At 47.0% G+C, this 21,333-nt stretch carries 16 protein-coding genes and 3 tRNA genes; 13 read left to right on the plus strand and 6 right to left on the minus strand.

The window, feature by feature from the left end:
* Positions 1-171: 171 nt before the first annotated feature.
* A complete protein-coding gene (locus LZU85_RS10700; protein ID WP_206626769.1) occupies positions 172-2,532 on the minus strand; it encodes a Lon protease family protein in 2,361 nt (786 codons plus the stop codon).
* Positions 2,533-2,800: 268 nt separating this feature from the next.
* Here LZU85_RS10700 and LZU85_RS10705 point away from each other — a divergent pair, with 268 nt between their 5' ends.
* A complete protein-coding gene (locus tag LZU85_RS10705) occupies positions 2,801-3,301 on the plus strand; it encodes a hypothetical protein (RefSeq protein ID WP_176298212.1) in 501 nt (166 codons plus the stop codon).
* Positions 3,302-3,315: 14 nt separating this feature from the next.
* Positions 3,316-4,944: an ABC transporter ATP-binding protein gene (locus tag LZU85_RS10710; RefSeq protein WP_206626770.1), complete on the plus strand. Its 1,629-nt coding sequence runs from the start codon at positions 3,316-3,318 to the stop codon at positions 4,942-4,944.
* Positions 4,945-5,126: 182 nt separating this feature from the next.
* Here the strand turns inward: LZU85_RS10710 and LZU85_RS10715 are convergent, their stop codons facing one another.
* Entirely contained in the window at positions 5,127-7,163 is a 2,037-nt protein-coding gene (locus LZU85_RS10715; protein WP_108654553.1) for a prolyl oligopeptidase family serine peptidase, read from the minus strand.
* 234 nt (positions 7,164-7,397) lie between these two features.
* Positions 7,398-8,297: a LysR family transcriptional regulator gene (locus LZU85_RS10720; protein ID WP_011152506.1), complete on the minus strand. Its 900-nt coding sequence runs from the start codon at positions 8,295-8,297 to the stop codon at positions 7,398-7,400.
* Positions 8,298-8,431: 134 nt separating this feature from the next.
* Here LZU85_RS10720 and LZU85_RS20900 point away from each other — a divergent pair, with 134 nt between their 5' ends.
* The 11 genes from LZU85_RS20900 to LZU85_RS10770 all read left to right on the plus strand — a co-directional run bounded on the left by LZU85_RS20900 (position 8,432) and on the right by LZU85_RS10770 (position 18,993).
* The gene (locus LZU85_RS20900) at positions 8,432-8,560 is read left to right on the plus strand and encodes a hypothetical protein (protein ID WP_255199154.1); all 129 of its coding nucleotides are present in this window, start codon (positions 8,432-8,434) and stop codon (positions 8,558-8,560) included.
* A 147-nt stretch (positions 8,561-8,707) separates the two neighbouring features.
* Positions 8,708-9,463, plus strand: coding sequence for a (Fe-S)-binding protein (locus LZU85_RS10725; protein ID WP_237287065.1), 756 nt, complete (start codon positions 8,708-8,710; stop codon positions 9,461-9,463).
* Positions 9,463-10,893: a LutB/LldF family L-lactate oxidation iron-sulfur protein gene (locus tag LZU85_RS10730; protein ID WP_237287066.1), complete on the plus strand. Its 1,431-nt coding sequence runs from the start codon at positions 9,463-9,465 to the stop codon at positions 10,891-10,893. The genes LZU85_RS10725 and LZU85_RS10730 overlap by 1 nt, the downstream gene beginning before the upstream one ends.
* Positions 10,890-11,549 (plus strand): LutC/YkgG family protein, encoded by a 660-nt coding sequence (locus LZU85_RS10735; protein WP_176298216.1) that lies wholly within the window; start codon positions 10,890-10,892, stop codon positions 11,547-11,549. The genes LZU85_RS10730 and LZU85_RS10735 overlap by 4 nt, the downstream gene beginning before the upstream one ends.
* Before the next feature lie 169 nt (positions 11,550-11,718).
* Positions 11,719-14,562 (plus strand): FAD-binding and (Fe-S)-binding domain-containing protein, encoded by a 2,844-nt coding sequence (locus LZU85_RS10740; protein WP_237287067.1) that lies wholly within the window; start codon positions 11,719-11,721, stop codon positions 14,560-14,562.
* Between the two features lie 113 nt (positions 14,563-14,675).
* On the plus strand, positions 14,676-15,431 hold the full coding sequence (locus LZU85_RS10745) for a helix-turn-helix domain-containing protein (protein WP_237287068.1): 756 nt from the start codon (positions 14,676-14,678) through the stop codon (positions 15,429-15,431).
* A gap of 124 nt (positions 15,432-15,555) precedes the next feature.
* The gene (locus LZU85_RS10750; RefSeq protein ID WP_237287069.1) at positions 15,556-17,427 is read left to right on the plus strand and encodes an MFS transporter; all 1,872 of its coding nucleotides are present in this window, start codon (positions 15,556-15,558) and stop codon (positions 17,425-17,427) included.
* 94 nt (positions 17,428-17,521) lie between these two features.
* Complete coding sequence (locus LZU85_RS10755; RefSeq protein ID WP_237287070.1) at positions 17,522-18,154, plus strand: PGAP1-like alpha/beta domain-containing protein; 633 nt, start codon at positions 17,522-17,524, stop codon at positions 18,152-18,154.
* Positions 18,155-18,681: 527 nt separating this feature from the next.
* Positions 18,682-18,772 (plus strand) — tRNA-Ser (locus LZU85_RS10760).
* Positions 18,773-18,804: 32 nt separating this feature from the next.
* Positions 18,805-18,880 (plus strand) — tRNA-Phe (locus LZU85_RS10765).
* Positions 18,881-18,917: 37 nt separating this feature from the next.
* Positions 18,918-18,993: transfer RNA gene (locus LZU85_RS10770), tRNA-Asn, on the plus strand.
* A 54-nt stretch (positions 18,994-19,047) separates the two neighbouring features.
* Here the strand turns inward: LZU85_RS10770 and LZU85_RS10775 are convergent.
* From LZU85_RS10775 to LZU85_RS10785, 3 genes are all read right to left on the minus strand, one after another.
* On the minus strand, positions 19,048-19,758 hold the full coding sequence (locus LZU85_RS10775) for an MBL fold metallo-hydrolase (RefSeq protein ID WP_176298220.1): 711 nt from the start codon (positions 19,756-19,758) through the stop codon (positions 19,048-19,050).
* Between the two features lie 141 nt (positions 19,759-19,899).
* Complete coding sequence (locus LZU85_RS10780) at positions 19,900-20,364, minus strand: hypothetical protein (RefSeq protein WP_237287071.1); 465 nt, start codon at positions 20,362-20,364, stop codon at positions 19,900-19,902.
* Positions 20,364-21,311 carry an SRPBCC family protein gene (locus tag LZU85_RS10785; protein ID WP_237287072.1) on the minus strand — a complete coding sequence of 316 codons (948 nt, stop codon included), beginning with the start codon at positions 21,309-21,311 and terminating at the stop codon, positions 20,364-20,366. The genes LZU85_RS10780 and LZU85_RS10785 overlap by 1 nt, the downstream gene beginning before the upstream one ends.
* Positions 21,312-21,333: the final 22 nt, after the last annotated feature.

Here is a 21,333-nt window from a genome sequence, read left to right on the forward strand (position 1 = left end):
TTAATACAACCCAGTGAACCTGAAAAGAGATAGCGAATTTTCAGAACTCACTAACAACGTCACACTCACAACTCTCATATCAATGATAATAACTCAACATTAAACGGCTCCCTTAGGAGCCGTCTTTGTTACGATTAAATTAATTATTAAGTTATTGATTTTTATTAATGATTACTTTCTTAGCGCATTGAGTTTCGCTTGAGCAATACCAAAGATAGTGTCAATGGGGTAGCTGCCATCATCGGTGGGCTCGCCCGCCGATTTGCCGGTAAAGATCTCAATCGCTTCAGTGACATGGTCAATCGCCCAAATATGGAAATCGCCTTTTTCTACGGCTTTAACAATATCTGGTCTCAACATCAGATTATGCACATTCGAGCGTGGAATAATCACCCCTTGTTGATCATGACGACCTTTGATGACACACACATCAAAGAAGCCTTCGATCTTCTCGTTTACCCCGCCAATCGGCTGTGACTCACCAAATTGGTTCATCGAGCCAGTGATCGCGATATCCTGTCGGTTTGGCTGCTTGGAAAACGCCGACACAACGGCACACAACTCCGCCATGCTGGCGCTGTCGCCATCCACGCCGCCATACGATTGCTCAAACGTGATCGTGGTGGTCAATGGCACTTTCGCATTGCGGCCAAACACCGAGGAGAGGTAAGCCGACAATATCATCACGCCTTTAGAGTGAATGCTGCCACCCAAATCCACGCTGCGCTCAATATCGATCACCTCACCTTCACCATAACAGGTGGTGGCGGTAATACGGTTTGGCGCGCCAAACGCATGGTCACTGGTGCTCAATACCGATAAAGCGTTCACTTGTCCCACCGCATTACCTTCGGTACGAATCAGCGTAGTGCCATTGATAAAGCCTTCCATCACGGCATCTTGCAAGCGGCTTACCCGCATTTCTTGATTGCTCAATGCCTCTTCCACATGACCAATGCGAATCATATTGGCGTTGGATTGTTTCGCCACGTAATTAGACTCGCGCAGCAGGTTAGCGATATGAGCAGAATGAAGTGACAACTTACTCTGATCGCCCACCAGACGCGAGCTGTGCTCAATGATACGAGCAATGGCTTTCTTATCGCAATGCAACAGGCCATTGTCATGCACCACGCTGGAGATGAAGCGCGCGTATTGCAGTTCAGATTCCGGCGTGCGTTTCATTTCATCTTCAAAATCGGCGGTGACACGGAACAGCTCGCTGAACTCTGGATCGTAGTGTTGTAACAACTGATACGTGCGATAGTCGCCAAACAAAATGATCTTGATGTCGAGCGGAATCGGTTCCGGATCAAGTGACACCGCACCAGTCAACGTCACCTCTTTTTCTAACGAGGTAAAGCTGAGCTGACGAGAACGAAGCGCTCGTTTCAAACCATCCCACACGTACGGCTGCTCAAGCACTTTTTGTGCATCCATCAACAGCACGCCACCATTGGCTTTGTGCAAGCTACCCGCACGAATTAAGGAGAAATCGGTAAATACCGTGCCTTTGAACGTCGCGGTTTCAATCGAACCAAACAAGGTGTGATAGTTTGGTGTCTCTTCGACAACGATTGGAAACTCACCCGTCTTGCGGCTCACCAACACGTTCACTTTGTAGCGGCGCGGCAGTTTCTTATCAAGAGAAGCAGTGGCCACTTCACCTTGCTCACCCGTCTCTTCCAAAAAGATATCGGCGTTTTCGATGATGTCTTTTTGCAGTTCCGTTAAATAAGTTTTGATCTCAGGATATTGTGAATAATCGAGTTTAAGTTGCTTGATAAAGTGCGTAATCACATCGCGAGTCACATCGTCATTGAGCTTTTTGATTTTCTCGCTGTAAGACTCTTCCCACTCCGTTAAGTGGCGCACCATCGAACGAAGGTTCACTTCAAGCTCGTCGATACTGGCACCAAAGTACTCCTGCTCTTTACGGCTTAGGGCATCAAAAGTCTCTTCTGTATGCAGCTCTTCACCGTTCAACGCAACGAACTGATAATCCCCTTGCGTGGTGATGGTCAAACTGATGCCTTTCTCTTTGGCATCTTTGGTAATCCGTTCGAGCTCTTGCTCCTGCTTTTGCACCAATTGGTTTTTTAGCTTATCGGCTCGCGAATAATACATTTCGTTGTCAAACGCGAGAGGCATCGCGTTAACAAGCTTGGTCATTAACTTTTCGATATCGTTGCGAAAACGCACCCCAACACCTTGTGGCAATTTAAGCACTTTAGGTGTACGAATATCTTCAAAGTTCGCGACATAGCACCAATCATAGAGCGCATCCACATCGTGTTGATGGCGGTTTAAGTAGCGCAAAATCATCGTGCGCTTACCCAGTCCATTCTGACCAATGGCGTAGATGTTGTACCCTTTTTCCTTGATTGACATAGCAAACTCAACCGCTTTTTGTGCTCGCTCTTGCCCTACAATCTCGTCAATCGGAGCCAACTCCTTGGTTGACTTACATGGCAGTTGCTCTAACTCAGCTACAGAATAGAGTTGTGCTGCAGATAATCTTTGAATCGCCATCGCTGCCTCCTTGTTTCTTGTTCTTGTCTTTCTTCCCAGTTAGCTCAATCCATTCATCGCTGATATTGAGCTCTCAGGAGGTTCTTTTCTCCACACTACCTCAAGTCTAGTCGGAATTAATAGAATTTTTAGTGACTTATGCAACACGCCAGCGTAAGTGAGCAGAAATGCAGCAATTGTTAATCAATGAAATCAAATGATATAAATTTGCATTTGATAATAATTTTCATTTAAACTTCAAGAATCGCGTTTTAGACAGGAGAGTAACGTGAACATCGAACAATGCTGGATGCGCTTTCTTAAAGCCCAAGAGTTAATGGAACAAGGTCATTGGCCGGAAGCTCATCACTTATTCAGTGAAGTGCTTACTTACTTGCCTACCCATATTCAGGCAGCCGCGCATGACTGTGAACTCAAACCGTGTCAGCTCGTTTGTTTACTCAGCGGATTACGTGACGCCAGTATCATGCAGTCAGAACTGTATAACCGTATGGGGCTCTATCAAGACGCTTTTTCTACCCTCAACAACACCTATGCTCTGTTCCAATTTGTGGCACTGGAGCAAAGTGAACTCATTCAACGTGTGCACTCCATGTTAAGCAAACATTGCGATGATTTGCTCTCGTACATGACGGCATTTTGCCGAGCACAGCGAAATGCGCAATGGATGCTGGAGTTAGATCAAGTCAACCGCGCTCACGCGCAGTTTGCAACGCTACAACTTTTTCATGGTAGCGCTCCACAGCACGCTACTCGCGTCCTTAACTAAGACAAGGAATTACAATGTCATCAAGAACCATTCTTACGGTGAACAACCTCTCGGTCAGTTTTAAGACCAACGATGGAATCGTCGATGCAGTTAAGAATGTTAGCTTCGATCTCCAAGCCGGAGAAACCCTCTCGATTGTTGGTGAATCTGGCTCTGGCAAGTCTGTCTCTTCCAGTGCTTTGATGAAACTGTTACCCAATAACGCGATTGTCCATTCGGAATCATCAATTTTGTTTGAAGGGGAATCGATTCTTGAGAAATCAGAGCAAGCGATGCGCAAGGTCCGAGGCGATCGCATCGGGATGATTTTCCAAGAGCCAATGACGTCACTCAATCCGTTTATGCGTGTGGGCATCCAAGTTGCAGAAGCAATGATGTGTCACCGTAAGGTGACGCAAAAACAGGCCAAACACCGAGTACTCGAGTTGTTCGAACTCGTTCATTTGCCGAATCCGCAACAGGCTTATTCAAAATTCCCTCACGAATTTTCTGGTGGTCAATTGCAACGCATCATGATCGCCATGGCGTTGATCAATGAACCCGAAATTTTGATTGCAGATGAACCCACCACGGCATTAGATGTCACGGTGCAAGCGGAAGTACTTTATCTGATCAAAGAGATTCAAGCCAAGATGGGCATGGCGATTTTGTTCATCACCCATGATCTGGGCGTGGTAAAACACTTTGCCGATCGCGTGCTGGTGATGCGCAAAGGGGAAGTCGTTGAAGAAGGGAGCACACAAGCGTTGTTTGCCAACCCTCAGCACGACTACACCAAGATGCTGATCAATTCGATTCCTAAAGGAAGCAAAGAAGCGGTTGATGAATCTGCCCCGATGCTGCTCAAAGCACAAGACATTCGTGTTAAGTTTCTCGTCAAACCGCACTTTTTACCGAGTCGAAACCAATATTTCGAAGCAGTTAAAGGTATCTCGCTGCAATTAAAGCAAGGCGAAACACTCGGTATCGTCGGTGAGTCGGGTTCTGGAAAATCGACTCTCGGTCGCGCGCTCATCGGTTTGCTGCCTTCCACTGGTGAGATCGAATTTCAAGGTCAATCACTTGCTCAATTGAGCGAAAAAGCACGTTTTGACCTCAAGAAACAAGTACAGATGGTGTTTCAAGACCCATATGGCTCGTTGTCACCGCGTATGACAGTGGGCGAAATCATCACCGAAGCGTTGACGGTTCACCGCCCAGAGCTAAGCAAGCAGCAGCGTATGAGCATGGCACGCGAAGCGCTGAAGGAAGTGCGTTTGGATCCGACGTCGATTAACCGTTATCCACACGAATTTTCCGGTGGCCAACGTCAACGCATTGCGATTGCACGGGCGTTGATCCTCAAACCTGCGTTTATTCTGCTCGATGAACCCACCTCGGCGCTGGATCGCTCTGTTCAGCTTACGGTCATCGACCTGCTTAAAGATCTGCAGAAAAAATACAACATCGGTTATCTATTTATCAGTCATGATCTTTCGGTGGTTAAAGCCTTGTCTGATCGCGTCCTGGTGATGCAAAAAGGTGAAGTGATGGAGCAAGGCAGTGCTGACGATATTTTCCACCAGCCGCAAAGTGACTACACCAAAAAGCTCATCAGCGCGTCGTTTGATCTCGATGAGCCACAGATTGAAGAAGTCGCTTAAGTCGACTCAAACGAGGACCAACTCGCAAGTTCACATTACAACGTCAATGGAAAAAGTAGAACATGGCTGTTCTTTGGCTTGGCCGCCAACCCAATAGTGACTTGGGCTGAAAATAAGAGTCACAAACAAAAATGCCGCGAACATATCGCGGCATTTTTACATCCCTTAGATGAATAAACGGATTACTTTAATGCGGTGATTCCCATATTGAACAACGTAAACGCATAGATATCTGCGGAGAGATCGATCATTTTGCTCATCGGCATACCCGCGCCGTGCCCGGCATTGACATCAATTCGGATCAATACCGGATTCGCGCCTTGGTGCTTCTCTTGCAGCTCGGCAATAAACTTATAAGAGTGCGCAGGCACAACACGATCATCGTGATCGGCCGTGGTCACAAGGGTTGCTGGGTAGGCAGTGCCTTCCTTCACGTTGTGTACCGGAGAGTAGCCTAACAAATACTGGAACATTTCTTCACTTTGCGCCGAGGTGCCGTAGTCGTATTTCCAACCTTCACCAGAGGTGAAAGTGTGGTAGCGCAGCATATCCAACACCCCAACTGCAGGCAGTGCCACTTTGAACAGTTCTGGTCGCTGAGTCATGCAGGCACCAACAAGCAAACCACCATTTGAACCACCACGAATCGCCAAATAGTCCGAACTGGTGTATTGCTGTTCAATTAAATATTCTGCGGCGGCAATGAAGTCATCAAACACATTCTGCTTTTGCAATTGCGTTCCAGCATTGTGCCAAGCCTTACCGTATTCACCGCCACCACGTAAGTTAGCGACCGCGTAAACGCCACCCAACTCAAGCCAGCTGGCTACCATACCTGAAAAGGCAGGCGTCAAACTGACATCGAAGCCACCGTAACCATAGAGAATCGTCGGATTTTTACCGTTGAGTTCAATCCCTTTCTTATAGGAGATGATCATCGGGATCAAGGTGCCATCTTTCGATGGGTAGAACACCTGTTGAGATTCGTATTGGTGACGATCAAACGGCGCTTTAGACTCTTGGAACACCTGCGATTCACCGCTGTTCACATCCAGCGAGAAAATCGTCGGCGGTGTGACGTAATTGGTGAATGTGTAGTAGAGCGTGGTTTGGCTTTTCTTCCCTTCGAGCCCCGTTGCGGTGCCTTCGCCGGGCAGCGTAATTTCTCGAACTTTTTCCCCTTGGTAGCTGTACTGCACGACTTTTGACAGCACATCAACCATGTAGGTCGCAAAAAGATAACCACCTGCCGCAACCACCTCGAGAGGCTGATCTTGCTCGGCGATTAAATCACGCCATTGACCACTTTCAATGTCCACACTCACTACTTTACCGTTTGGCGCATCCAAGTTGGTGTAGAGAAGAAACTCACGATCGGTCGAATCCAGCAAATGCGTATCAGAGTCAACGTGATCCAACAAGGTGTAAATCTGGCGCTCATCACTTTGCAGATCGACATAAAACAAGCGGTTACCCGACGTTGACTCGTGGCCACTGATTACCAAGTAGCGATCGTCTTCGCTTGTCTGTCCATAAACGTAGCGATGCAGTTCGCCTTCCGCCTCGCCGAAAACCAACACATCATCGGATTGTGGCGTGCCCAGTTGATGGTAATAGAGTTTGTGCTGTTCTGTTCTGGCTGACAGCTCACTGCCTTGCGGCTTGTCATAACGCGAGTAGTAAAAGCCTTGATTGCCCAACCACGACACACCGGTAAATTTCGCATCGACAATTTCAGGTTCGATTTGCTCACCTGTTTCAGCATCGATCACAAAAATCTTGCGCCAGTCACTTCCCCCTTCAGAAATGGTGTACGCCACCAGCGAGTCATCTTTTGAGAAAAACACGCCAGAAAGTGAGGTCGTGCCATCGTCAGAAAACCCGTTCGGGTCAAGAAATACCTGCGCAGCTTCGTCACCTTTGCGGCGATAGAGGACACTTTGATTTTGTAAGCCGTCATTTTTGTAGAAGTAGGTGTATTCCCCATGCACAAAAGGCTGAGAAGATTTTTCGTAATCTTGACTCGCGGCGATTTGCTCTCTGAGTTGCTGGCGAAAACCAATCTGGCCTAGATAGTCAAATGTGATGGCGTTTTGCCCTGATACCCACTCTGTGGTTTCTGCACTGCGATCGTCTTCTAACCAACGATAGGGATCGGCCACCGCATGGCCGAAGTAATGATCAACAATTGGGTCTTTACGTGTTTTGATGTATTGCATAACGTCCTTGTGACTCTTTGTGTGAAGCACTTTCTATAAAAAGCATGAAGGCCAAATGGCCTTCATGCTTTAGGGTTTGCTTATGGTTGTAATGAGAATAATTTTCACCCCTTAACTTAGGGCTTACTACGCGGTTTTCAAGGTAAAGATTGCAACATTTCTTGAAATGATGACTCAATCGCAATTTATTACTTATCATCAATCAAAGTCAGCGCCTCTCAACATCAGCAACACTCAAAAATAGTGGGAAATGGTCAGGTAACGCTCTCGAATATGTTCAATTAATAAACGCACTTTATTCGGTGGCTGGCGAGTGAACGGATAGACCGCATAGATGCCCAATTTTTTACCAACTTGTTCTGGAAAAATATCCACCAGCTGACCATTACGAAAATCGTGGTACACCAAGCAGCGAGGAACATAGGCAATACCATGGCCACCTAACGCCGCTTTGCGCAAAGCCGTTGCGTTGTCGGTCGAAAAACACCCTGCCACTCGCACAATGTAGTTGCCTTTTTCCCCCTTAAACTCCCACTCTGACGCCCCTGTGGTTTGGTAGGCATACTGCAAACAGTTGTGTTGAGTTAAATCGGAAGGGATTAGCGGTTTACCATGTTTGGCAATGTAAGAAGGAGAAGCGCACACCACCCATTGAGAGTCGAGAATGTGCCTAGCAATCAAGCTGGAATCCTCAAGATAGCCGGTGCGAATGACCAGATCATAGCCGCCTGACACGAGGTCAACAAATCGGTTATCTAACGACATATCGACGGTTAATCCTGGGTGCTGGTTACAAAATTCGGCAACCGCATCCGCCAATATCAAATCTCCCGAAATCGTCGGTACCGACATTTTGATATGGCCACTGACATTCTCTCCAAAGCCTGCAACGGCATCCATAGCCTCCTGAGTGGCTTGCTTCACATTTTTGGCACTATGCAGTAACGCCTTGCCCGCCTCGGTCAGGGTTAATTTTCGCGTTGTTCGATATAATAATTGAGCGCCAATTTCTTCTTCAAGTCGCGCAATTCTTTTGCTAACTACCGAATTTGTAAGGCTATTTTCTTCAGCCACCTTACTAAAGCTGCCCTGTTCAACCACTTGGCTAAATAAGATTAAGTCATCTGCACGCATTGGATTATGTCATTTTTGGAAAGAATGATTTTCATTATTTCCCTATATCAATAAAAAATAAAGGGGTAAATTCACACAGCATTAACAACGGAGTTACAAATCAATACGCTTTACCTGTGTAAAAAACAGGCCCGATGGATATCAAAGATACGACACGACACAAAACCATTATCCCAACTTTCTACTACCTTGTAGTCACGGGCATCATCGGTTTGACACTGATTTACGGTTTGCAGATCACCGATGCACTCATGACACCGTAGATAGCCAGATTCATAACGACAACGAGTGGCAGGTGCAACCTGCCGCCAAACCAATATGGCGTAGCGGTCGCATACCCCGACAACCATAGCGTAGTCACTGCGCTATCCGCTGACCACTACGCCATTCTTTACACGGGAGCACTGCCAATGCGTATTTATCCGGCAAAACCTGACAAAGTTTATTTCTACGCCACTTGCCTCGTCGACATGTTTGACCCAGAAGCAGGGCTCGATGCCATGACACTACTCGAGCAGCAAGGCATTGACGTTATCTTTGTTGAAAAACAAACCTGTTGCGGCCAGCCAGCTTACTCTTCTGGATACGATGAAGAAGCCAAACAAGTTGCCCTCAGCCAAATTGAATTATTTCCGCAAAGCTACCCCGTGATTGTGTTATCGGGATCGTGTGGCGGCATGATGCATCATCATTACCGCCGTCTTTTTAAAGGCGATTCGCAAGAAGCCCAAGTGAGCCAATTCTGTGACCGAGTTTTTGAGCTCACCGAATTTCTCGTCAATGTGTGTCGCGTCAAACTCAATGACCAAGGTCAACCAACCTCAGTGGTGATGCACACTTCCTGCGCGGCTCGTCGGGAAATGAATGTGCATGTCACCGCAACAGAACTGCTTTCACAACTCAATAATGTTGAACTGCGCATGCAAGATTACGAAAGCGAGTGCTGCGGCTTTGGCGGGACATTCTCTGTTCGTCATCCCAACATTTCTCAAGCCATGGTGGAAGACAAAACTCGCCATATCGAGGCCACTGCCGCTGAGACACTCGTTAGCGCAGACTGGGGCTGCTTGCTCAATATCAACGGGGCATTTGAATATCAAGGTAAAGCGATCAAAGGTCGCCACTTGGCCAGTTTTCTACTCGAACGAACTGGGGGGAAAGCCTAATGTCACAAACTCCGCAACAGTTCCATCAGCAAGCCAAAGTCGCACTCGCGGACCCGCAGCTCAGAGCCAATTTCCGTGGTGCGATGGATTATCTGCGCGACAAACGTAAACTCGCCTTTGCCGATCCTGCCGAGGAAAAAGCGATTCGAGATCTGGCGGAAGCCATTCGTCAACGCTGCTTAAGCAAGTTACCGCAACTGCTAGAAAAGCTTGAGTTCAACTGCTATCGCAACGGTATTCATGTCCATTGGGCAGAAAATGCTGACGAAGCCAATAGCATCATTGCCAGCATTGCTAACGCTCATCAGGCGAAAATGATCATCAAAGGTAAATCGATGGTCAGCGAAGAGATTGAGATGAACCATGAGATGGCGAAACTGGGGATTGAGTGCTTAGAGAGTGATATGGGGGAATACATCGTCCAACTCGACGGCGATAAACCTTCCCACATCATCATGCCAGCCATCCACAAAAATAAGCAGGAAGTGAGTGATACCTTCGAGAAAAATCTCGACAACTTCACGCCAACAACCGATGTAGATGCTTTGATTCAAACTGGCCGCCAGCGCTTACGACAAAAATTTCACGATGCCGATATTGGTTTATCTGGCGTCAACTTTGCCGTTGCAGAAACAGGCACCTTGTGTTTGGTGGAGAACGAAGGGAACGGGCGCATGTCCACCACCGTGCCGAATGTGCACATTGCGATTACTGGCATTGAAAAGGTGGTGGAATTTTTGACCGACGTACCGCCGCTCTACAGCGCATTAACCCGTAGTGCGACCGGACAAGCGATTACCACCTATTTCAATATGATTACCTCACCACGTAAAAATGGTGAAAAAGATGGCCCACAAGAAGTGCATTTGGTGCTACTTGATAATGGCCGCTCACAAGCTTATCAAGATGAAGAGTTACGCAAAACGCTGCAATGTATTCGCTGTGGCGCCTGCATGAATCACTGCCCTGTTTACACCAAAATTGGTGGCCATGCCTATGGCACCGTCTATCCCGGCCCTATTGGTAAGATCATCTCTCCTCATTTACTAGGATTGGAAAAAACACAGGATCTTGTTACCGCATCAAGCCTTTGCGGCGCTTGTGGAGAAGTATGCCCGGTACGCATCCCCATTCCTGAAATGTTGCAACGCCTGCGACGAGAAGCGAAAAATGATCCCATGCCAAACCATGCTCCACTTCGCGGCCAAAACGCGGCGCACAGTGGTTTGGAAACGGCAGCAATGAAAGGCTTTGCTTACGCCGCTAGCCATCCCTCGCTCTACCATTCAGGCACGGCCATCGCCAGCAAAATGCGTAACCTACTTCCGGCAAATCTCGGCCCTTGGACACAATGCCGCACTGCGCCAAAACCGGCAGAAAAATCCTTACACCAATTGATGGCAGAAAAACGCAAAAGAGGTGAATCATGAGCCATGCGAAAAACAACATACTCAATCGCCTCAAAGCCGCCAACGCGATTGAAAAAAGTTCTGCGCACTTGAGTTATCAACCATGGGGACACGAACAGAATGTCACTCAGGATGAAAAAGTGCGCCGCTTCATCGCTGCCATGGAAGCCAGCCACGCCGAAATGCACACGATAGAAGCGTCACAACTCGAATCCACCATCGCGCGTATTGTGTCAGACAAAGCATGTCAAACCGCCGCTATTGGCACGGATGGAGAGTACATTCACGCCTTTCGCAACGGACTCACTCAAGTGAAAGTGGTGGAATTTGAACGCCACATTGAAGAATGGAAGAGTGAGCTTTTTAACCAAATCGATGTCGGTATTACTCATGTTTTAGCCGGTATTGCAGACACTGGTGCTTTGGTGTTGTGGCCAAGCGAATATGAGCCAAGAACCTTGTCCTTGGTGCCTCCTAAGCACATCGCCGTGATCAAACAGTCGACTCTCAAGTGCAATTTCCTAGAGGTCATGGTGGAGCAAGAGTGGGCACATCATATGCCGACCAATGCACTGTTGATCTCTGGCCCGTCTAAAACGGCGGATATCCAACAAACTCTGGCCTATGGCGCGCACGGACCAAGTGAACTCGTGGTGCTATTACTTACCGATCAATAAGCGAAAAACGTAACCTCAGCCTCATCGTTGAGGTTTTGTTTCTCAGCCATTGTGACGTTTTCATACAAACATGGCACGATGCTTTAGCCCAAATAGAAAACATCAAGAGCAAATACGTCGCAGCGATGTAAAAACATAAACCGAAAAACGCTGCAAAACAAAGGAAGCAATGATGGTCAATAACTTAGATAACGCCACCTATCAAAAACTGGCTGCGGTGTTTGCTACCCGCATTGAACAAGAGCGGATCATTACCCAAGAGGCCAAACGCTTAGCCTACGGTACCGACGCCAGTTTTTATCGTTTAGTGCCAAAGATCGTCTTACGACTCAAGGATTTGCAAGAAGTCATTTTTGCCATTCAAAGTTGCCGCGAGCTCCACGTTCCCTGCACGTTTCGCGCCGCGGGTACCAGCTTGTCTGGGCAAGCGGTCTCTGACTCTGTGCTCATCACCCTAACCGACGATTGGCGTGGTCATGAGATTGTCGACGATGGCAATAAGATCATTCTTCAACCTGGCGTAATCGGGGCGGATGCCAATCGATACTTGGCCCCTTTTCAGCGCAAAATTGGCCCCGATCCCGCTTCGATTAATACCTGCAAAATCGGCGGCATAGCGGCCAATAATGCCAGTGGCATGTGCTGCGGCACCGCGCAAAACTCTTACCGCACCGTGGACAGTATGAAGATCGTTTTTAGTGATGGCACCATACTGAACACCGCTGATGAAGCCAGCATCGCCGCCTTTAAGCAAAGCCACGCTTCGCTCGTCTCCGGCATCGAAGCGCTTTGCCAACAAGTGGCTGATAATAAAGAATTATCAGATAAAATTAAGCACAAGTATCGTCTTAAAAACACCACAGGTTACGCTCTTAACGCCTTGGTGGATTACCAAGATCCGATTGAAGTCATTGAACACTTGATGATTGGTTCAGAAGGCACCTTAGGTTTTATTGCCGAGATCACCTATAACACCGTCATTGAGCACCCCAATAAAGCCTCGGCGTTGTTGGTCTTTGCGACCATCGAAGAAGCCTGTCGCGCCGTAACGACATTATCCAAATTACCCGTGGCAGCCGTCGAACTGATGGATGGACGCGCACTACGTTCTGTTGCCGACAAAGCGGGCATGCCCAGCTTTATTCCATCGTTGGATCTCGAAGCCGCGGCCATTTTGGTTGAGTCTCATGCAAGTTGCCAAACAACGTTAGATTTACAATGTAAATCTGTTATGGATGCATTGGCAGAGTACACCATCATTGAATCCGTGCCGTTTACCAGCGATGCTGCGACCGTTGCGACACTATGGGGAATTCGCAAAGGCATGTTCCCTGCTGTGGGGGCGGTACGTGAAGTCGGCACCACGGTGATTATCGAAGACGTTGCTTTCCCAGTGGAAAACTTAGCTAACGGCGTGCGTGATTTACAAGCCTTGTTTGATCGTTTCCAATACGGTGAAGCGATCATTTTCGGCCACGCTCTTGAAGGTAACTTGCACTTTGTTTTCACCCAAGGGTTTGACAGCCAAACAGAAATTGACCGCTACGGCAAGTTTATGGATGAGGTTGCGGAGTTGGTTGCGGTCAAATATCAAGGCTCGCTTAAAGCAGAACATGGTACAGGCCGTAACATGGCCCCCTATGTCGAGCTAGAATGGGGCCGTGAGGGCTACCAGTTGATGCAACAGATCAAGACGATTTTCGATCCGCAAGGTCTGCTCAATCCTGGGGTCATCATCAATGATAATCCCCACTCGCATATAGAAAACCTCAAACCCATGCCTGCTGCCGATCCCTTGGTGGATCGCTGCATTGAATGCGGATTTTGTGAACCCGTTTGCCCTTCGAGAACACTGACGCTTTCTCCTCGTCAACGCATCGTGCTCTATCGAGAATTGCAGCGCAGAGAACGGGCAGGTGAAAAATTTCAAGCCAGCGAGTTAGAGAAAGTTTTTGAATATCAAGGTATTGATACCTGCGCAGCAACCGGTTTGTGTGCCGATCGCTGCCCAGTTGGCATTAATACTGGCGATTTGGTGAAAAAGCTTCGCACCGCTAAGTATCAGAAGTTTACCCCCATTGCCAAATGGACTGCGGACCATTTCAGCACCACAACCGCCATTGCCAGAAATGGTCTACGTGCTAACCAGTTAGCGAGTAAGGTGATTGGCGCGCCAACAGTGGGCAAACTCACCAATGGCTTACGCTCACTGACCAAAGGGTCGACACCCATTTGGTATCCAGAGTACCCTACTGCCAATCAACACTCACTTGGTAACAGCGCATTTCCTATCACTGCAACAGAGAAGAAAGTGGTATACATGCCTTCATGCGCCAGCCGTAACATGGGGCAACAGGCAGATGCAACGGATCAACGGCCACTGACAGAGGTGACATTGTCACTTATAAAGAAAGCAGGATACGAAGTGATCATCCCTGCGCAATTGAGCAATCAATGTTGTGGCATGCCATACGACAGCAAAGGAATGAACGAATTAGCAACAAACAAAGCCAAACAGTTGGAAGAAGTACTGTGGCAGGCTAGTCGAGAAGGGATCTATCCTGTGCTGATGGATACCAGCCCTTGTGCCAAACGCAGCATTGAGCAGTTTAGCCAACCAATGGAAGTGCTTGAGCCGACAGGCTTTGTCAGCAAGTATCTCTTACCACATCTCGACATTACCCCACTCAACGAAACCGTCATGTTACACGTCACTTGCAGTTCAAGACGCATGGGGCTGGAAAATGCCATGATAACGTTAGCCAACGCGTGCGCATCCCGCGTCATTGTTCCTGAACATATTCAATGTTGTGGCTGGGCTGGCGATAAAGGATTCACCACCCCAGAACTCAACGCCGCCGCAGTTCATCCGTTAAAAGCGCAAGTGCCCAGTGATTGCCAGCGAGGCTTTAGCAATAGCCGCACGTGTGAAATTGGTTTGTCGCATCACAGTGGCATACCTTATCAATCCATTCTCTACTTGGTTGATGACGCCTCCGCCCCAAAAAGCTAAGCTTGTTTTCCCTCATGGCCCTGTTTAGGGCCATTTTTTGTTGTTCGCAATTTTGTATTGAGGTGGGCATACTAGGCCAAACTGGACACTCAGCAGAGAATACGGGAAAAAACATGACCGAATCGAAGCAACTGATTGCTGAACTAAAAACTCAACTCAAACTGAACGGCGTGCACTATATCGACATCGCTAAGGCCTTAGATCTTAGTGAAGGTTCGGTGAAACGCTTACTGGCAGAAGGCAACAACATCAGCTTGGCGCGTTTGGAACGTATATGCCAGCTTATCGACCTAGAGATGAGTGAGTTATTTAAGCTCGCCTATGCACCAAAACAGGGGTTAACGGCGCTCAGTTATCAGCAGGAAAAAGAGCTGATTGACGACAAAGCACTGCTACTGGTCGCGGTGTGCGTTGTGAATGGCTATACCTTTAAACAGATAGCCGAACAATATCAGTTCAGTGAACCAGATCTAATACAAAAGTGCGCGCAACTCGATCGTCTTGGTATCATCGAACTGCAACCCAACAACCGCTTTAAATTGAAGCTAACCAAGCAGTTCGCCTGGATTGCCGGTGGCCCCATTCAATCGTTTTTCCAGCAGCAAGTGCAACACGCCTTTTTCAACAGCTATTTTTCCGCAGAGGATGAAAAGCTGGTGATGGCAACAGGGCTAATGTCATTACCCAGCAACCAGAAAATGCAACAGAAAATGCAAAAACTGGTCGGCGAGTTCTACGCCGCCTGCCAAAGTGATAACGAACTGGATATCAAAGATCGTCACGGAACATCCTTGGTGCTCGCGATACGCCGCTGGACTTTTCCTCTATTCGCCGAGCGAGAAGCAAACGTGAGCCAGCGTAAAAAGTAACAATAGATCGCATTTCGGGTAACAACATACGTTACTTTTGTTGCTATTATCGCGCCTAAAAGGGATTTGCGGCACTCTGCCTGCCATTGGAACGTAGTAAAGCTACGCACTCATGGAGGCTACAATGTTATTTTCTCGTCGATTTTTCCCTTACTTCTGCACTCAGTGCTTGGGTGCCCTCAACGATAATGTCTATAAGAATGTGTTACTGCTGATGGTCACTTATAGCCAAGTGGAACAGCTTCCACTGCCCATTGACTTATTTGTGAATCTCGCAGCAGGATTATTCATCTTACCTTTCCTTCTTTTTTCAGCTCATGCTGGGCAAGTCGCTGACAATATGGACAAGGCACGATTAATTATGCGCCTAAAACAGATTGAACTGTTGGTGATGGGCTGCGCCGCCATCGCCATTTTAACGCAAAGCTACATCGCGATGCTGATACTGCTCTTTCTCACCGGGACTCAATCTGCCTATTTTGGCCCAGTAAAATACTCCCTGCTTCCACAAGCACTCAAAGCCAACGAATTAGTCAAAGGCAATGCTTGGGTAGAGATGGGCACCTTCGTTTCTATTTTGCTCGGCACACTCACCGCAGGCGTGCTGATTGCGCTAGAAAATGGGCTCTACATTACCGCAGGCTTAGTATTGGTGCTGGCGTTGCTTGGCGTTGTCAGTAGCCAAAAAATGCCCGCACTACCATTGCAAACACCTGCTAAAAAAGTACAGTTCAAACCTATTTCTGGCTTAGTGAGCACGCTAAAGAATGCGCAGAAAAATCGTGGAATCTGGATGGCGATCTTAGCCATCAGTTGGTTTTGGTTTTTAGGCGCCACCTACCTGACTCAGTTCCCCAACTTCGCAAAAACACACCTCTATGCAGATAGCACGGTCGTTTCTGTGTTGCTGGCACTGTTTTCCATTGGCGTCGCTACGGGTTCATGGCTGTGTGAAAAACTCTCTTTTGATCAAGTGGAACTCGGTATTCTGCCTTTTGGCATTGCCGGCCTTACCGTGTTTGGTGGTGACCTACTTTTTGCTCTGCCTAACCCGGCACAGTTTCCATCCGCCTATTGGCAAGCGGCTGATTTCGTCCAGAACGCTCAGCACTGGCGCGTAATTGCGGATCTTTTTATGGTGGGAGTCAGCGGTGGGCTTTTCATCGTTCCACTGTACGCTTTCATTCAATCTCGTGCAGAGGATGGCGAATGTGCGCAAGCTATTGCGGCCAATAACATCATGAACTCGCTATTTATGGTGGCATCCGCAGCACTCTCCATCTTCGTCTTAACTGTGGTAGAGCTGAGCATTGTACAATTGTTCGCCTTGTTGGCACTGATGAACTTGGCCATCGCCATTTATGTTTACCGCCAAGTACCCGAGTTTACCCAGCGATTTATCAGCTATCTTATTAGCCACATCATGTATCGAGTGACAATTAAGGGTCGTAGCGGCATTCCCCAACAAGGAGCAGCGCTGCTGGTTGCGAACCACGTGAGTTACGTTGATGCACTGATCTTAATGGGTATTTCACCACGCCCGATTCGCTTCGTCATGGCAAAAGGCATAGCAGAGATTCCACTACTGAAATATGTGTTCCGCCATGCAGGCGTGATTCCCATCTGCTCGCCGAAAAAATGTGAAAAAACCTATCAAAATGCGTTTAAACAGATTGCTCAAGCCTTAAATAACGGAGAACTCGTTTGTATTTTTCCAGAAGGTCGCCTGACAGCGGACGGCAGCTTGGGCGAGTTTAGACCCGGTGTGGAAACGATTCTCAGAGACAATCCTGTCCCTGTTATTCCCGTTGGACTAGTTGGACTATGGGGATCCTTTTTCAGTCATAAACATGGGCATGCGCTCACCTCTTTGCCACGCCGATTCTGGTCGAAAATCAGCGTTAACGTTGGCGAAGCGATAAAAGGCACAGACGCCAACCGACATCAACTGCAACAAGAGGTACAAAAGTTGGTTGCTGTACCCTGTTCACAGTAAGCCATTATTTTTGATGAGATAATCTAGATATTAGGTCGCCCCAAGTAGCTTGGCATTGCAGGTAGCTTGGGGACAAGGGATGGAGAGTGAAGCGATGAAAATCATTATATTACACGGTTTATATATGCATGGTTTAGTCATGCAACCTCTCAGCTTGCGCCTAAAAAAATTGGGCTATCAAACACAAACGCTCACCTACAACACGGTCAATATTGATGAAGAAAAAGTTTTCCAATCCATAGACAAAGCGCTCAGCACTACGACGGAGAATGTGTTGGTTGGCCATAGTTTGGGAGGCTTGATGATCAAACATTATCTTGCCTCTCGTCGCCCTGCCCTTCAGCAGATCTCACATGTGGTGGCCATTGGCTCGCCGCTCAAAGGCGCTTCCATCGTAACGAAAATTCAAGAGCTTGGTTTAGGTGCGATGCTTGGCAATTCGCCAAAACATGGGCTCAATATGCATGAGGATATTTGGGATTTCCCTCAAAAGCTTGGCAGTATTGCAGGCACGATTCCGTTGGGTGCAAGACCCTTCTTACTGATGGATACACAGACAATGTCTGATGGGACGGTCACGGTGGAGGAGACAAAGATCTCAGGTATGACTGACCATGTTTTGACGAAAAATAGCCATACCAGCATGATATATAGCCGCTATATTCCAGACCAGATTAATCATTTCATACATAACTCTTGTTTTAAAAAAAATGAAAACACTAATTAATCAATCGCTAATTAAACGCATTGGTTAAAATTTATTGAATATATTTATGGAAATTAATATTAATTTTACATATTATCTCACCCGGTTATAAAACAGCGTTCAAAACCAAGATGCTCGGCCAAAGCGGTTAAGGACTAGGCAGTTTATGACTAAAGCATAGAAACCGTATTGTCGACTCTCAACAAAATAATTCACTAAGAGAACATCGACAACCAAGGTCTGCTTATTTGCTCTATGGTTCGCCATCGACAGATAAGCAGACCTTATTAGAACAAAAAATGGAAAGTGAAACTCGACACATTGTCGCTGATGCTATTGAGCCTTACGGTTTGGTTTTTCATCATCTCTCGATATGAATCAGTCGACTAAAAAACTCGAGAGTGGCCAGCTTCTAGTGGCCTTAGTGTCCAAAAAAGAGACCAAACGCGCAAAATTAAAGCAAACAAAATGCGAAATGGCTAGAAATCAAGCAAACGAACTTTTTCCACTTTACATCCCAGATGGTTCCCCCTATTATCTCGGCCCATGGAGAGATGGCTGAGTGGTTGAAAGCACCGGTCTTGAAAACCGGCGTACGTTAATAGCGTACCTAGGGTTCAAATCCCTATCTCTCCGCCACATTGCATTGTTGAGCTAGTGCTGAACAATTTGCCTCGATAGCTCAGTCGGTAGAGCAGAGGATTGAAAATCCTCGTGTCGGTGGTTCGATTCCGCCTCGAGGCACCACTTATTTAAGTTGTGCCAGATACAACAACAGAATAGTTCCTCCTTAGCTCAGTCGGTAGAGCGACGGACTGTTAATCCGCAGGTCGCTGGTTCGAGCCCAGCAGGAGGAGCCACATTATAAAAGCCTCATCGAAAGATGAGGCTTTTTGCTATTCTGCGTATGGGAACTACGACGGAAGCTGAGCAGTTAAGTTATAACTAATCGCAGAAGCAACGAGTTCTTCACAGACTGCATGACCACAACGCTCATCGTTCCACTCTCCATCAACGCCATGACATTTTTCTTCATGACCCAAGTAAACATCAACGCCATTGCTTTGAATGTGGGTATAGAGAGAATGCAGTAAATGATCAATGTTTGTTTTCTCCTCCCAAAGCTGACAATTGCTTTCAGGAATCAACGCATCACCAATAAAGATCGCTTCGCCAATTTTAAAAGTCACATCCGAGGCAGAGTGACAAGGTGTGTTGATCACTTCTAGATCAGACTCACCAAACTCTAGATGCTCTTGATCCATAAGGAAGTGTTCAAACTCATACAACTCTTTAAGAGCTAACTCATCTTTCCAGCAGGCATAGACTTTCTTCGCCCCTTCAGCCACGTTGATGGGCGCTTGTAGCTTCTCGCTCAGGTAGAATGACCCCGTTAAGTGATCGGCATGAATGTGCGTTTCAAAAATCGCCACCACGCTTAAATGGTTATCATGTATGTGCTGCAAAATCTTATCGGCCGATTCAAAACTTATTTGGCCAGTGTTGAGGCAATAGTCCGCCACAGGGTCAATAATAATTGCCTGATTCGTTCCGATATCCGAAACAATATAGCTAATGGTTCCTGAAACAACATGATGAAACTCTTGAATAAGCTGCCCTGCCATTGCGTCCTACTCCAAAACGTTCCGAAGCTACATATTTAGTCTAGAAGAGAGTCGATGACTGGCAAGAAAAATTTGGTTAAATCAAAATCAGCAGAACGCTAAATGGCATGATGCAAATTGTAGAGGAGAGAAGATTCAGATCTACTTCGCTAATAGAACTTGGCATAACCACACTCCACAAGCAGAGAGGAAATAACCTGTATTTGAGTAGCATAATGCACGTGATGATAACGGCGCGCTACTCATTAGCGCCTGATATTGGTTGACACAGCGTTCGATCGTTGCTCGCTCATGCAGATTGTCAAACACTCCCGGTGTCATTTTGACTTCATCAAACAACGATTTGACCAATTGCAGTTTCTCCGGCATGGCAGTTTTTCTTAAGCTAATAAGTTCAAACTGTTCTGCGTATTTCATTGCGATTGCACCTTGCGGCTTGACCTGATCTAGCTCATTCATTAATGACCGCACTTGATGTTTGAGCTCTATGGGAAGCGTCACATCATAGATAAACGGCCTCAACCACAGCCATACTTGTGTGACGATCAATGCAACAAAGATCATGAGTAACGCAATTAATAGAATCTCAATAGCAAAATTATTCATCATTCACTCCTCTTAATCAGCATCACTTCGGTCAGCCACTGTTCAGGAGGCACTTCGCTTCTTCGGTTTAAGAACTTCTCAATACCCATCGGCTTACCTTTGGTTTTTATTCTCTTCGCCTGGGTCAAGGAGGAAGCAAACGACCAAGCATTACCAAGAAACTGATATTCGCCTTTATGCTGAACCGCATATACTGCCATCGATGGCAGCATACCTGCGACAAATTTGCCCTTTGCTTCAACTGGATAAGAGACTGGCATACAAGTAGTGAACTCAAAAATGCCCGTTTTCAACGACATCGAATGGTAGAGATTAAACAGTTCGCCACACACCGGAACGCGATATTCGGCGATGTAATCATGCAGATTGTCGAAATGACGCTGCATCAACTCCCCAACCTGCTCGACTGTCGCGCTGCCTTTTACACCGATGTAATGAACCTGAGGCATAACGCGCTCACCAAGATCCGTTAACTTGCAGTAGACATGTCCGGTTTCAATAGCACTTTTTAGCATCCGTAAACCACGGGTGTAATCCATACCGAGTAATGCACCAAACGTCTGACGGAAAAAGAACATATACCAAGGCAACTTACCTTGAAACTGCCACTCTACCCGAGCCCCTTTTCCTTCAGGAGAGACATTGAAATAGACAGTCGCCTCGCCTTTAAAGGGCTTAAGATAGTGCAGATTGAACACCAACTGATGATCATAAAGGTGCATGAGCTCCATTTTTCCAGCGCCTATCCGTTCTCCTTTCCAAGCATACTGAGCGCCTGGCTGTTGCTGAAAGGTACTAAACGTCACTTCGCTTTTCGGTTCCAAAATCAACCAAGGAGACCATTTGGCCCAAGTGCTAAAGTCACTGATGTAATCGATTACCTTATCGGCATGTTTGTCGATATAAAGACTTCTGCTAACACAAACCCCTGTCATAGCAACACCCATGTAAAATCCCTAGATGTGATTT

This window comes from Vibrio floridensis (genome assembly GCF_021852965.1).
Lineage (GTDB): Bacteria > Pseudomonadota > Gammaproteobacteria > Enterobacterales > Vibrionaceae > Vibrio > Vibrio floridensis.

Coding starts and splice junctions, on each gene's coding strand:
- LZU85_RS10700 (WP_206626769.1), bottom strand. CDS start 2,532: ATGGCGATTCAAAGATTATCTGCAGCACAACTCTATTCTGTAGCTGAG.
- LZU85_RS10710 (WP_206626770.1), top strand. CDS start 3,316: ATGTCATCAAGAACCATTCTTACGGTGAACAACCTCTCGGTCAGTTTT.
- LZU85_RS10715 (WP_108654553.1), bottom strand. CDS start 7,163: ATGCAATACATCAAAACACGTAAAGACCCAATTGTTGATCATTACTTC.
- LZU85_RS10720 (WP_011152506.1), bottom strand. CDS start 8,297: ATGCGTGCAGATGACTTAATCTTATTTAGCCAAGTGGTTGAACAGGGC.
- LZU85_RS20900 (WP_255199154.1), top strand. CDS start 8,432: ATGGATATCAAAGATACGACACGACACAAAACCATTATCCCAACTTTC.
- LZU85_RS10725 (WP_237287065.1), top strand. CDS start 8,708: ATGCGTATTTATCCGGCAAAACCTGACAAAGTTTATTTCTACGCCACT.
- LZU85_RS10730 (WP_237287066.1), top strand. CDS start 9,463: ATGTCACAAACTCCGCAACAGTTCCATCAGCAAGCCAAAGTCGCACTC.
- LZU85_RS10735 (WP_176298216.1), top strand. CDS start 10,890: ATGAGCCATGCGAAAAACAACATACTCAATCGCCTCAAAGCCGCCAAC.
- LZU85_RS10740 (WP_237287067.1), top strand. CDS start 11,719: ATGATGGTCAATAACTTAGATAACGCCACCTATCAAAAACTGGCTGCG.
- LZU85_RS10745 (WP_237287068.1), top strand. CDS start 14,676: ATGACCGAATCGAAGCAACTGATTGCTGAACTAAAAACTCAACTCAAA.
- LZU85_RS10750 (WP_237287069.1), top strand. CDS start 15,556: ATGTTATTTTCTCGTCGATTTTTCCCTTACTTCTGCACTCAGTGCTTG.
- LZU85_RS10755 (WP_237287070.1), top strand. CDS start 17,522: ATGAAAATCATTATATTACACGGTTTATATATGCATGGTTTAGTCATG.
- LZU85_RS10775 (WP_176298220.1), bottom strand. CDS start 19,758: ATGGCAGGGCAGCTTATTCAAGAGTTTCATCATGTTGTTTCAGGAACC.
- LZU85_RS10780 (WP_237287071.1), bottom strand. CDS start 20,364: ATGAATAATTTTGCTATTGAGATTCTATTAATTGCGTTACTCATGATC.
- LZU85_RS10785 (WP_237287072.1), bottom strand. CDS start 21,311: ATGGGTGTTGCTATGACAGGGGTTTGTGTTAGCAGAAGTCTTTATATC.